The sequence below is a fragment of the Streptomyces sp. NPDC059649 genome (assembly GCF_042734445.1).
GTDB lineage: Bacteria > Actinomycetota > Actinomycetes > Streptomycetales > Streptomycetaceae > Streptomyces.
Window position 1 is genome coordinate 181,935 of sequence record NZ_JBHWDV010000002.1, and the last position, 12,789, is coordinate 194,723.

The window sequence follows — 12,789 nt, forward strand, 5'->3', positions numbered from 1 at the left end:
CATGGCGTCACCGCCTGGGCTCCCGGGCCTGCCTCTGCGCACACTGGAGGCATGGGCCGGTCGACCGTGCGCGAGGGGACGGCGGAGCGCGAGGACCTGCTGGCGGCAGCCGTGGTCAAGGCCGTTCAGGGGTCGGGTGCCTACGCCGGAAGCATCTTCCTGCGCTCCCGCGACCGCCGCTCCCTGGTGCTCGCCGCGACCTGCGGGGTGCCGCCGTCCCTGCTGGGCGGCTGGAGCCTGGTCCCGGTGAGCAGTCCGATACCGGTCGCCGTGGCGTACGGCTCCGGGCGCACGATCCACCTGACCGACGCCGACGAGACCATGCGCCGCTTCCCCCAGCTCGCGGTGGCCCTGCCGTACGCCTTCGGCTCCTGTTCCGTGCCGGTCGGGGCGGGCGGGGAGACCTTCGGGGCGCTCGCGGTCGTCTGGGCCGCGCCGCCCGGGAGCGACGGGCTGACCAAGACCCAGCGCCGCCATCTGCGGGCCCTCGCCAACCGCCTCGGCGCCGCCCTGGCCGCCTTCCGGGCCCGCACCGGCGACCCCCTGGAGTGTGATCCGCACACCGCCCCGGTCGAGACCCCGGCCCCCTCCGCCCCCGCCGTGCGGGCCGGCCTGTTCGACTGGGACCTGGCCACCGGCGCCCTCACCGCGGACGACGAGTTCTGCGCGATCTTCGGCCTCGACCCGCAGACCTTCGACGCGCGGGTGGACACGCTGGCCGCCCGTCTCCACCCCGGCGACCGCGCCGCGTTCCGTGCCGCGGCCCGTGGGGCGGCCGCCGAGGGGCGGATCATGTCCCGGCCGCTGCGGGTACGCGAGGGCGCCGGCGCCGGGCCGTGCGGCGGCGCGGACGGCGGCGGTGAGGGTCACGGCATCGACGAGGGGTACCACAGCGTGGCGCTGTGGGGCCGGGTACCCGACCTGCCGGACGACCGGGCCCGCGCCCACCTCGTCGGCGTGGTCATCGACGCACGGGCCGGCCGTGCGGCGGCCGCGGCGGTCGAGCGGCTGCGGGACGGACTGTTCTCCCTGACCCCCGACGGCCGGGTCAGCTACGTCAACGGCAGCCTGGAGCGCTTGCTGGACGTGAAGGGCGAGGAGGTGATCGGGCAGTGTCTGTGGGACGCCCTGCCGTGGCTGTCCGACCCCGTGATCGAGTACCAGCACCGGTCCGCGATGGTCTCGCAGACACCGACGTCCTTCCTCGTCTGCCGCCCGCCCGACCAGTGGCTGGCCTTCTCCCTCCACCCGGATCCGAACGGCGTCACCGGCCGGGTCGTCCCCACCGGGCGCCCGGAGGTCTCACCGGAGTCCGCCGTACCGCCCGCCGCAACCTCACCGCCCCAGTCCCCCTCGCCGGCCGCATCTCCCTCGGCCCCTCCGGCCCCCTCGACCACCGCGGCCGCCGCACCGGCCCGCCTGGGCGTCATGTACCACGTCCTGCAACTCGGCAGCGCGCTGACCGAGGCGGTCACCACCCACCAGGTCTGCGAAGTCGTCGCCGAGCAGCTCCTCCCGGCCTTCGGCGGCCAGCAACTCGCCCTCTATTCGGTCCGTGACGGCACGATGCACCTGATCTTCCACACCGGCCACCACGAAGACTTCCTCGACTGGCTGCAGGGCATGCCGCTGCACGCGGCCCTGCCCGGCACCGAGACCCTCACCTCCGGCATCCCCCTCTTCATCGAGTCGCAGCAGAGCCTCTCCCAGGGCTACCCCGGCATCCCGGTCGGCGGTGTGAACTCCTGGGCGTACCTCCCGCTGATCGCCTCCGGCCGTCCCGTCGGCACCTGCGTCCTCGGCTTCGACGACGTCCATCGCTTCACGGCCAAGGACCGCAGCGTCCTGACCGCGCTCGCCGGCCTGATCGCCCAGGCGCTGGAACGCGCACGGCTCTACGACTCCGAGTTCGCCCTCGCCCGCGGCCTCCAACAGGCCCTGCTGCCGCACCGGCTGCCCGTACTCCCCGACCTGCGGACGACGGCCCGCTACCTCCCCTGCACCAGCGGCATGGACATCGGCGGTGACTGGTACGACGTCATCCCGGGCACCAGGGGCGGCGTGTCCCTGGTCATCGGGGACGTCGAGGGACACAGCATCGCGGCGGCCGCCACCATGGCCCAACTCCGCAGCGCGGTAAGGGCGTTCGTCGTGGTGGGGCACGCCCCCGGCGACGTCCTGGCGGGTGCCAACCGCACCCTGATCGACCTCGGCACCGGCCTCCTCGCCAGCTGCTGCTACATCCTCCTCGACCCCGCCGGCCACCGTGCCCGGGCCGTCCGCGCCGGCCACCCGCCGCCGCTGCTCCGCCATCCCGACGGACACACCGACGTACTGGACCTGGAAACCGGCCCGCTGCTCGGCGTGGACCACTCCAGCGACTACCCCGAGACCCCCGTCGACCTCCCGCCCGGCTCCGCCCTCGCCCTCTACACCGACGGCCTGGTCGAGGAACGCACCACCCCCATCGACGTGGGCATCGACCAGCTCCGCAGCACCATGGCCCACGCCCCGGCCGACTCGCTCGACGAACTCGCCGACCGTCTCCTCCACCACGCCCAACGCTCCTCCTACCGCGCCGATGACATCGCCCTCCTCCTCACCGAATACCGACCGGCCGCAATCGGCCGACAGCCCTGAAGAGGCGCTAGGCTGGTCGGGCAGCTGGTTCGCCCTGCCCGCCAGGCAGGTGCGTCGTAAGAGGGAACCCGGTGGGATTCCGGGACTGCCCCGCAGCGGTGAGTGGGAACGATCGCCGTCATACGCACTGGACCCGGACGGGTCTGGGAAGCGACGGCCGGTAGGTGTCCGCCTGGGCGATTTTCCCAGGGGGACGTGCCCGCGAGTCCGAAGACCTGCCCGTTGCCCGCGCGTGAGGGATCACGTGCGGACATTCCGGTGACCTTCGAGGGCGGGTCGGCGTACCTACCGGACGGTGGGCGGCACTTGCTGAACTCCTGAGCTGCGGCTTCCTCCGGTTCGTTCGTCCTTCGCGCCCCGTTCCGTCTCCGGGATCTGTAACAGACAAGCTCGCGAAGGAGAGTTTCTTGTGACGGAGACCGTGACAGCGACAGGTGCCCGGGCCGGGAAGGCCGCGGACACGACGGCTCGGGCCACCGTGTACGGATACCCCCGCCAGGGCCAGGGGCGGGAGCTGAAGAAGGCCGTCGAGGGGTACTGGAAGGGCCGGGTCACCGCCGATGAGCTGCGCCGGACCGCGGAGGGGCTGCGCCGGGCGAACTGGCAGCAGCTGGCCGACGCCGGGATCCATGAGGTGCCGACCGGCGACTTCTCGTACTACGACCACGTGTTGGACACCACCGTCATGGTCGGTGCCGTGCCCGAACGCCACCGCGCGGCCGTCGAGGCGGATCCTTCCCCAAGCGCCGGGCTTCGCCCGAGCACGGGATGCCCCCTCGACGGCTACTTCGCCATGGCGCGCGGTACGCAGGACGTGGCGCCGCTGGAGATGACCAAGTGGTTCGACACCAACTACCACTACCTGGTGCCCGAACTGGGCCCCGACACCGTTTTCCGCGCCGACTCCGGCAAGCAGGTCGCCGAGCTGCGCGAGGCCCTCGCGCTCGGCCATCGCCCCCGCCCGGTACTGGTCGGTCCGGTCACCTATCTGCTCCTGGCCAAGCCCGCCCCCGGGGTGGCCGCGGACTTCGACCCGCTGACGCTGCTCGACCGGCTGCTGCCGGTGTACGCCGAGGTGCTCGGTGATCTGCGGGCCGCCGGTGCGGAGTGGGTGCAGCTGGACGAGCCCGCGCTCGTGCAGGACCGCACCCCCGCCGAGCTCCAAGCCGCCGGCCGGGCCTACAACGGTCTCGGCCGCCTCACCGACCGGCCCCGGCTGCTCGTCGCCTCGTACTTCGACCGGCTCGGCGACGCCCTGCCCGTACTGGCCGGGACCCCGGTGGACGGTCTCGCGCTGGACTTCACCGAGGCCGCGGCCGGGAACCTCGACGATCTCGCCGCCGTCGGCGGACTGCCCGGCAAGCGGCTGGTCGCCGGCGTGGTCAACGGCCGGAACGTCTGGATCAACGACCTGGAGAAGTCGCTGGCCACCCTCGGCACCCTCCTCGGACTCGCCGGCCATGTCGACGTCGCCGCGTCCTGCTCCCTCCTGCACGTGCCCCTCGACACCGCCGCCGAACACGACATCGACCCGCAGATCCTGCGCTGGCTGGCCTTCGCCCGGCAGAAGGCCACCGAGGTCGTCACCCTGGCCCGTGGTCTGGGCCGGGGCACCCAGACCATCGCCGCGGAACTGGCCGCCAACCGGGCCGACTTGGCCTCCCGTGCCGCTTCGCCGATCACCCGCGTCCCTGCCGTACGTGCGCGGGCCGCGGCCGTCACGGACCGCGACACCCGCCGCCCGGAGCCGTACGGCCGGCGGACCGCCGCGCAGCGCGCCCATCTCGCGCTGCCACTGCTCCCGACGACCACCATCGGCTCCTTCCCGCAGACCGGCGCACTGCGCACCGCACGGGCCGACCTGCGGGCCGGACGCATCGATGCCGCCGCCTACGAGGAGCGCATCCAGGCCGAGATCCAGGAAGTGATCTCCTTCCAGGAGAAGACCGGGATCGACGTCCTGGTGCACGGCGAGCCCGAACGCAACGACATGGTCCAGTACTTCGCCGAGCAGCTCACCGGCTACCTCGCCACCCGGCACGGCTGGGTCCAGTCGTACGGCACCCGCTACGTCCGCCCGCCGGTCCTCGCCGGTGACATCGCCCGTCCCGAGCCCATGACCGTGCGCTGGACGACGTACGCCCAGTCACTCACCGGCCGCCCCGTCAAGGGCATGCTCACCGGTCCGGTCACCATGCTCGCCTGGTCCTTCGTCCGCGACGACCAGCCGCTCGCCGACACCGCCCGCCAGGTCGCCCTCGCCCTGCGCGACGAGGTCAACGACCTTGAACGGGCCGGGACTTCGGTCATCCAGGTCGACGAGCCCGCACTGCGCGAGACCCTGCCGCTGCGGGCCGAGGCCCGCCCCGCCTACCTGGCCTGGGCCACCGAGGCGTTCCGGCTCGCCACCGGCGGCGTACGCCCGGACACCCAGATCCACACCCATATGTGCTACGCCGAGTTCGGCGACATCCTCGCCGCCATCGAGGACCTGGACGCCGACGTCATCAGCCTGGAGGCCGCCCGCTCCCATATGCGGATCGCCGACGAACTCGCCCAGGCCGGCTACTCCCGCGAGGCCGGGCCCGGCGTCTACGACATCCACTCTCCCCGCGTCCCCGGTGTCGACGAGGCGGAGGCCCTGCTGCGCAAGGGGCTGGCGGCCCTCCCGCCGGAGCGGCTCTGGGTCAATCCGGACTGCGGCCTGAAGACCCGCGGGTGGGCCGAGGTACGCGCCTCCCTGGAGAACCTGGTCACCGCGGCCCGCAACGTCCGCGCCACCCTTCCCGCCAGATCCTCCTGAGCACGCGGTGAGTGGGGCCCACGTCCGGTGCGGTACGGCAACGGTGCCGGACGTGGGCCCCGGCAGCGTCGTCAGAAGGTGCTTTCCTAGGCGCCCTTGGGGAAGGCGGCGCGCAGTCGGGACCCGTTGCTGAGGAAGGCGGCCGCGGCGAGGGGGAGGGCGGAGGCGGCCTGGCTCAGGGCGAACCAGGGCGGGCAGATGCCGGGGATCATGTCGACGCCGATGATCGCGATCGGCATGAGGACCGTGAGGATCCGCACGCGGAGATAGGCCCACCGTGTGCCCCGCGCGGCGAGGACGGTCATCCAGTAGATCACCGCGGCGCTCCCGAGCATTCCGCCCGACCGGCCCCACATGAACGAGGTCACCGGGTGTCCGGTGAGCGCGAGGACGGCGACCGTGATGAGGACGGCGGCGCTGAGCGCACCGTAGGCCGCGACGAGGTTCTTCGCCGTGCCGAACGCCCGCTGGGTGCGCGGAGGGTGGAGGTGGGCCGTCGCGGCCGCCGGGTGGCCGGTGGTGCCCGTGGTGTGCGTGCTGCTGTCATGCGTGCTGCTGTCGTGCGTGCTTCGTGTCGTCGTCATGGTGTCGACGCTAGGGAGCGCCCGAGCGGCGCGGTATGAGCCTGGACGTACGGGTGAGTGGGGCCAGCCCCACTACCGGGCCGAACCGGCGGGGACCAGGCTTTGCCCGGCGCACAGTGGAAGCACGGGCAAGGAGAAGCGACAAGGGATGGGCATGCGAAAACTGGGTTCGTGGGTGGCGGGTGCCGGGGTGGGGTTCGTCCGGGCGTGCGGGGTGGTGGCCGTCAGCATGCTGGTGCCGGCCGTGTGGGCCGCCGTCGTGCTGGGGGTCTGGTGGGCGGGGAACCCGTGGGCGTGGACAGCGGTGTTCGTGTGGGCGGCCATCGGCACGTTCGCCGTGTCCCGGCCGCTCTGCCGTACGGTCCGCCGGCTCGTCGCCCAGTGGACGGGCACTGTCATTCCCGCCGGATACCGGCAGGCCGAGCCGGTGGTGCAGATGTCCACCGGATACTGGTGGAACGGGTTCTCCTACCGGCGCAGCAGCCGGGACGCCCGCCAGGAGCAGCGGTGGCGGCTCTGGTGGAGCGATCCGGCGACCTGGCGCGACCTGCGGTTCCTGGCGATCGCGCCGCTCACCATGGGCGTGCTCGCGGCCGTCCCGCCGGCCGGGGTCGCCGCGGCGGTCCTCGGCTTCGGCCAATCGGCGCTTCCCGCGCGCCTGGCCGGGGTGCTCGGCCTGGTCGTGGCCCTGGCCAGTGCCCCGTACGCCTGGCGGTCCGTCAAGCCGGTGGCCGTCCGCTTCCTGCGTCCGTCGCCCACGAGGGCACTGGCGGACCGGGTGGACGAACTCACCGCCCAGCGCGCGGACACCACCATCGCGCAGGCCGCCGAGATCCGCCGGATCGAGCGGGATCTGCACGACGGGGCGCAGGCCCGTCTGGTCTCGCTCGGCCTGTCCCTGGCGACTGCCGAGAAGCTCATGGAGACCGACCCCGACCGGGCCAAGGCGCTGATGCGGGAGGCACGGGCCGGCGCGGCCACGTCCCTGACGGAACTGCGCGAACTGGTCCGCGGCATCAACCCGCCGGTGCTGAACGAGCGAGGGCTCGTCGACGCCGTGCGCGCCCTCGCCCTGGACAGCCCGCTGGAGGCGGAGGTCAGCGCCGACCTCCCGCTCCGCCTGGACCCGCCGATCGAGTCCGCCGTGTACTTCGGGATCGCCGAACTGCTGACCAACGCGATCAAGCACGCCCGGGCCACCCGGGCACGGATCTCCCTCGCCCTGGACGGCACCGGCCTCGTCGTCGAGGTGGCGGACGACGGCCGCGGCGGAGCCGGCGAGCGGGCCGGCGGTGGTCTCGCGGGGCTGCGCCGGCGCCTGGCGGTGTTCGACGGCAGCCTGGAGATCAGCAGTCCGGCGGGCGGCCCGACCTGCGCGAGAATGGTGGTGCCATGCGAATCGTTGTAGCCGAAGACCTCTACCTCCTGCGCGACGGGATGGTCCGCCTCATCGAGGCATACGGACACCAGGTGGTGGCGACCGCGTCCACCGGGCCCGAGACGCTCGATGCGCTGCTGACCCGGCGGCCGGACGTTGCCGTCATCGATGTCCGTATGCCGCCGACGCAGTCGGACGAGGGCCTGCGGGCGGCCCTCGCCGCCCGCCGCGAAGTGCCCGGGCTGCCGGTGCTGATCCTCTCCCAGCACGTGGAACAGCTGTATGCCCGCGAGCTCTTGGCCGACGGCGCCGGCGGTATCGGCTATTTCCTCAAGGAGAGCGTCTTCGACGCCGATCAGTTCATCGATGCCCTGGAACGCGTCGCCGGGGGTGGGACGGCGATGGACCCGGCCGTCATCGCCAAACTGCTCTCCAACGGCTCCTCGAACCGCCGCCTGGAACGGTTCACCGAACGCGAGCATTCCGTGCTCGGCCTGATGGCCGAAGGGCTGTCCAACCAGGCCATCGGCCAGCGGCTCTTCCTCAGCGAAAGCGCCATCAGCAAGTACACCACCTCGATGTTCGGCAAACTCGGCATCACCGATGACGACAACAACAACCGCCGCGTCCTCGCGGTCCTCGCGTATCTGAACCAGACATGAGCGAACTCCACGGTCCCTTCGACGACGGACCGGTCGTCATGAGGGATCGGTGGGAACGGCGGTCAGCAGGTCGCGGATGACGGGACCGGCGGAGCCGCCGCCCGTCACTCCCTGCTCGACGACGCAGGCGAGGGCGACATTGCCGCGATGCGCCGCGAGCCAACCGTTGTTGGGTTCCTCCTCGGACACCTCGGCGGTGCCGGTCTTCGCGCCGATGCCGCCGGGCAGACCGGACAGGACCCGGGCCGTACCGTCCGTGACGGTGCTGCGCAGCATCGTGCGGAGTGGGGTGACGACCTTGTGCGGGAGCGGTGTGGTGGTCGTCGTGTCCCGGTTCCCGTGGGTGAGCGAGGGCTGGTGGAAGGTGCCGGAGACCGCGGTGGCGGTGACCGACGCCATGAGCAGCGGATTGGCCTGGATCCTGCCCTGCCCGATCATCGAGGCGGCCTTCTCGGTCTGGTCGCGCGGCGCCGGCACCGACCCGTCGTACGAGGGGATGCCGAGGTGCCACCTCTGGCCGACGCCGAAGTACTTCCCGGCCACATCGCCCAGCTCCCGGTCGCCGAGCTTGCCGCGCAGGCTGATGAACGCGGTGTTGCAGGACTCGGTGAAGTCCTTCAGGAAGGTCGCGTTGCGGTGTTCGGACGTCTCCACGTTGTGGAACTCCTTGCCCACCGTGAGGTACTTGGGACAGTCGACGATGTCGGTGGGGGCGACGGCGTCCTTGAGCAGCAGCGCGCTGCTGGTGACGATCTTCCATGTGGAGCCGGGCGCGTAGGTGCCGGAGACGGCGCGGTTGAAGCCGGACGACGGGGAGTTGGCCATCGCGAGGATCTCGCCGTTGTCGATCCGGAGGGCGACGAGCGAGGCGTTCCGGCCGTGGGCGCCGGAGGCCAGGGCCTTCTCCGCGGCGGCCTGCCAGGTGGCGTCGAGCGTCGTACGCACGGGCTCGCGGGCCGGCCGGTCGGGCTTCTTCCCGAGGGTGGCCTCGGTGCGTTCGACCCTGCCGGTGACCCGGTCGACGAGCTGGATCGCACCGCGCTGACCGCCGCCGCCCGTACCGGTGTCGAGCTGGTCGAGGACGGGACGCAGGGACGGGAACCGGTCGCCCGACAGGGATACGCCCCTGCGGTCGGTGACGTTCGGCGCGGCGTCCGCGTCCTCCCGTGCGAGGTGGAACTTCCTGGTCCCGCTCAGCCGCGGGTGGACGACCGACAGCGACCAGTCCACCTTCCAGCCGCCGTCACCCTGCTTACGCAGCGGAAGCTTCGACCGGTACGTCCAGGTGCCCAGGTCGGCTATGGGCATGGTGGCGGTGAAGGGGACGCTGACGGTGTCGTCCTCGGCCTGGGTGGGTGTCGTCGCGGCCGTGAGCGTGGGCCGGTGGATGTCGAGCCCGGTGGTGAAGTTGCGCAGCACTTCCTGTGCGGTGGTGGGTCTGGTGGTGCGGTCGGCCGCCTTCGGCAGGCGCCCGGCGGCCCAGTCGGCGAGGAACGCGCGGGCCTGGGCCAGGGCCGCGGGCTCGGGCTCGGTGGCGCCACGGGCGAACGGGCCGAGCCCGGCCGCGTAGCTTCCGCCCACGACGACCGCGCTCACCACCGCCACCGCGGTGACGGTGCGCACCACGGGGCGAGGTTGACGGCGGCGGGTGGTGGCGCTGTCGGCGGCGTGGCCGGATCGGGGCATCGCAAGGTCCTTGTCTGGTCGGTGGGTCAGAGGCGGAAGAAGTCGAGGATCGTGCTGGTCGCGTTCAGCGCCGTGCTGGTGCGTCCGAAGCCCGCCGGTGGCTTGATGCGCGAGCCCGGCCAGGCGTGTCCCGCGTCGTGCATGACGAGGAGTTGGACGGTGGCTCCGGGGGCCTTGAGGCGCCACACGGTGCGGTCGTAGCCGGCTTCGGCCTTCGTCTTCGGCGATGCGGTGGCCCCACCCACGGCCGCGAACGCCGCTGCGCTGTCCCGGGCCGACATGGTCGGGGTGACCGGTTCCTCGCCGGCCGGGGCGGGGGAGGGGCTGGGCATTCCGGCGAGCGGGCGTACCCGGTCGTCGGCGCCGTAAATGATCACGAGGGGGACCGGTCCGGTGGGCTTGACCACGGCGTTCCCCGTGGGGAGTTCGCCGGACACCGCGGCCGCCCCCGCCAGCAGTCCGGGGTGCTCGGCCGCCACGCGCAGGGCCATCGAGCCGCCGTTGGAGAACCCGACGACGTAGACCCGCTTGGGGTCGGCCCGTTCCGTGCGCACCAGTTCGTCGATGAGCGCCTTGGCGAACCGCACGTCGACGTCCGGATCCGGCCGTCGCGCGGTGGCCCGGGTGCCGGCGCCCCACAGCTTGCCCAGGCCCTCGGGATAGGCGATCAGCATGCCGCGCGCCCTGGCGTCCGCGTCCAGGCGGCTCTGCTCGCGCAGGTACGAGGCGGTGGAGCCGCGGCCGTGGAACGCGATGACCAGGGGCCGGGGTCCGTCGCCGTGCGCGGTGGGGCGGTGCAGCAAGTACTCCCGCGTACGGCCGTCGACCCGCAGCTTCTCGCGGGTGGGGGCCACGGAGGCCGGCGACGAGCCGGTGGCCTTGGCCGGTGACTCCGGCTGTTCGGTCGTCCCGCAACCGGCGAGGGCGGGGCCGAGCAGCAGGGCGAGTGCGAGGTACCAGGCGCGCACCGGGCGGCCGCGGCGATATGCGGAAAAGGTGTCCATGTCCCGAGGAGAGCAATGTCCACCGCATCGTGTCCAAGACCGATATCGATCTCGGATTCATCAATTGCCGATATGATCGCTGGCCATGGACCTGGTTCGGCATCTGGAGTGCTTCGTGGCTGTTGCAGAACAGTCACACTTCGGCCGTGCCGCGGCCCGGCTCGGCATCGCCCAGCCGCCGCTGTCACAGCGCATCCAGCGGCTGGAGCGGGAGTTGGGGGTCCGGCTCTTCGAGCGCACCAGCCGACAGGTGACGATCACCGAGGCCGGGACGCTGCTGCTGGCCGAGGCGCGGGAACTCCTCGCCCGTTCCGAGGCGTTCATGGCCACCGCCCGCCGCATCCGGGACGGCGAGACCGGCCTGCTGCGCGCCGCCCTGCTCCCCGACCTCGCCGGCGAGACCGTCGCCGCGGTACTGGCGGACTTCCCTCGGCGTCGGTCCGGTCTCGAACTGGAACTGCACGAGCTGTCCACGGCCCAGCAACTCGCCCGGTTCGCCGCGCAGGACCTGGACGTCGGCGTCATCCACCACCCCTGCGACGTCACGGGTCTGGAGCTGGGCCCGGTCCTGCGCCGCGAGTTGGGGGTGCTGCTGCCGCGCAGCGCCGCCGCGGCCGCGCTCGACGAGGTGCCGCTCGCCTCGCTCACCGGGTACGACCTGATCCTCTTCCCCCGCAGCAGCGCCCCGGCGCTGTACGACGACCTGCTGACCACATGCGCCCGCAACGGCTTCACGCCCGCCGCCGTCCGGCACGGCCAGGGCGCGAGCTTCGTCCGCGGGCTGGTCCTGTCCGCCGGGGCGGTGGCCTTCGGGCCGTACGACAGCCAGCCCGCTGACGTCCGCGACCCGGGCGCGGATGCCGGCTCCGGTGTCGTATGGCGTCCGCTCGCCGGTGCCCCGCTGGCCTGGCGGCACTCCGTGGCCTGGCCGAAGGGCCGTGGCGACGCCGCCGTCGGCGCGTTCGTGGACGCGGCCACGCACGCGCTGCGCACCACCGCCGGTGCGCGGGCCGAGGCGCCCCTGCGACCGCTGCACCTTCGCCCGGCATCGGAGTACTGGCTGTGACCGACACCCCGGCCCGCATCCAGGCGGCCTTCACCGAAGCCGGCGTCACCGGCTGGCTGCACGCCCTCGACATCGACTCCGGCGCCCAACTCGGCGCCGGCGCCGACCAGTTGGTGTGCACCGCCAGCGTCCACAAACTCTGTCTGCTGGTCACCCTGCACCAGTTGGCCGCCGCGGGCGCGCTGGACCTCGGCGAACAGATCGACTGCCCGCCGGCCGGCCGTACCGCGGGCCCCACCGGGCTGGCCGCGATGCTCGACCCCGTCCGGATGTCCCTGCGCGATGTCGCGTACCTGATGATGGCGGTGAGCGACAACGCCGCCGCCGACCTCCTGCTGGGCCGCGTCGGCCTCGACGCCGTCAACCGCACCACCGCCCGCCTCGGCCTCACCGGCACACACGCCGTCCACACCTTCGGCGAACTCTTCGCGACCATACGGGCGGACGCCGGCCCCGGCGGCGCCCGGGCACTGACCGACCCGCACGTCATCACCCGGCTCCGGGCCCTCGACCCGGCACGCACCAACCGCAGCACCCCACGCGATATGACCCGCCTGCTCGGCACCGTCTGGCGCGACGAGGCCTGTCCCCCCGAGCACGCCGCCGCCATCCGCCGCGTCCTCGGCCTGCAGGTCTGGCCGCACCGCATGGCTTCCGGCTTCCCCTTCGACGACGTCCACGTGGCGGGCAAGACCGGCAGCCTGCCGACCGTGCGCAACGAAGTCGGCGTCGTCGAGTATCCCGACGGCGGCCGCTACGCCGTCGCCGTCTTCACCCGCACCGCCAATACGGCCGCCACCCTGCCCGCGGCCGACGCCGTCATCGGCACGGCCGCCCGCATCGCCGTCGATGCCTTGCGCGCTCCGTAGGGCTACGGATTCCCCGGTCCTCCTTATCTCCGAACCTTCTTGTCCGGTGTTATTTGTCTGGACCTTTCTTGTTCAGGTTCCATAACTCCCGGCTCGT

The 12,789-nt window shown here is 72.6% G+C and carries 9 protein-coding genes and 1 riboswitch; of the genes, 6 read left to right on the forward strand and 3 right to left on the reverse strand.

Features of this window, described 5'->3' with window-relative positions:
* Positions 1–51: 51 nt before the first annotated feature.
* Together ACFV1J_RS03860 and metE are read left to right on the forward strand one after the other, a co-directional pair.
* Entirely contained in the window at positions 52–2,640 is a 2,589-nt protein-coding gene (locus ACFV1J_RS03860) for a SpoIIE family protein phosphatase (RefSeq protein WP_385855603.1), read from the forward strand.
* A 57-nt stretch (positions 2,641–2,697) separates the two neighbouring features.
* Positions 2,698–2,857: riboswitch (cobalamin riboswitch) on the forward strand.
* A 192-nt stretch (positions 2,858–3,049) separates the two neighbouring features.
* On the forward strand, positions 3,050–5,443 hold the full coding sequence (gene metE / locus ACFV1J_RS03865) for a 5-methyltetrahydropteroyltriglutamate--homocysteine S-methyltransferase (RefSeq protein WP_385855604.1): 2,394 nt from the start codon (positions 3,050–3,052) through the stop codon (positions 5,441–5,443).
* Between the two features lie 86 nt (positions 5,444–5,529).
* Here the strand turns inward: metE and ACFV1J_RS03870 are convergent, their stop codons facing one another.
* On the reverse strand, positions 5,530–6,027 hold the full coding sequence (locus ACFV1J_RS03870) for a hypothetical protein (protein ID WP_385855605.1): 498 nt from the start codon (positions 6,025–6,027) through the stop codon (positions 5,530–5,532).
* A gap of 154 nt (positions 6,028–6,181) precedes the next feature.
* Here ACFV1J_RS03870 and ACFV1J_RS03875 point away from each other — a divergent pair, with 154 nt between their 5' ends.
* Both ACFV1J_RS03875 and ACFV1J_RS03880 read left to right on the forward strand, forming a co-directional pair.
* Positions 6,182–7,435: a sensor histidine kinase gene (locus ACFV1J_RS03875; RefSeq protein WP_385855984.1), complete on the forward strand. Its 1,254-nt coding sequence runs from the start codon at positions 6,182–6,184 to the stop codon at positions 7,433–7,435.
* Positions 7,420–8,067, forward strand: a complete 648-nt coding sequence (locus ACFV1J_RS03880; protein WP_385855606.1) for a response regulator — start codon at positions 7,420–7,422, stop codon at positions 8,065–8,067. Before ACFV1J_RS03875 ends, ACFV1J_RS03880 begins: the two co-directional genes overlap by 16 nt.
* A 36-nt stretch (positions 8,068–8,103) precedes the next feature.
* Here the strand turns inward: ACFV1J_RS03880 and ACFV1J_RS03885 are convergent, their stop codons facing one another.
* Both ACFV1J_RS03885 and ACFV1J_RS03890 read right to left on the reverse strand, forming a co-directional pair.
* Positions 8,104–9,753 (reverse strand): penicillin-binding transpeptidase domain-containing protein, encoded by a 1,650-nt coding sequence (locus ACFV1J_RS03885; protein ID WP_385855607.1) that lies wholly within the window; start codon positions 9,751–9,753, stop codon positions 8,104–8,106.
* Between the two features lie 26 nt (positions 9,754–9,779).
* Entirely contained in the window at positions 9,780–10,757 is a 978-nt protein-coding gene (locus ACFV1J_RS03890; RefSeq protein WP_385855608.1) for an alpha/beta hydrolase family esterase, read from the reverse strand.
* Positions 10,758–10,842: 85 nt separating this feature from the next.
* Between ACFV1J_RS03890 and ACFV1J_RS03895 the strand changes: the two genes are divergently transcribed.
* Together ACFV1J_RS03895 and ACFV1J_RS03900 are read left to right on the forward strand one after the other, a co-directional pair.
* Complete coding sequence (locus tag ACFV1J_RS03895; protein ID WP_385855609.1) at positions 10,843–11,823, forward strand: LysR family transcriptional regulator; 981 nt, start codon at positions 10,843–10,845, stop codon at positions 11,821–11,823.
* Complete coding sequence (locus tag ACFV1J_RS03900; RefSeq protein ID WP_385855611.1) at positions 11,820–12,692, forward strand: serine hydrolase; 873 nt, start codon at positions 11,820–11,822, stop codon at positions 12,690–12,692. The genes ACFV1J_RS03895 and ACFV1J_RS03900 overlap by 4 nt, the downstream gene beginning before the upstream one ends.
* Positions 12,693–12,789 lie beyond the last annotated feature (97 nt).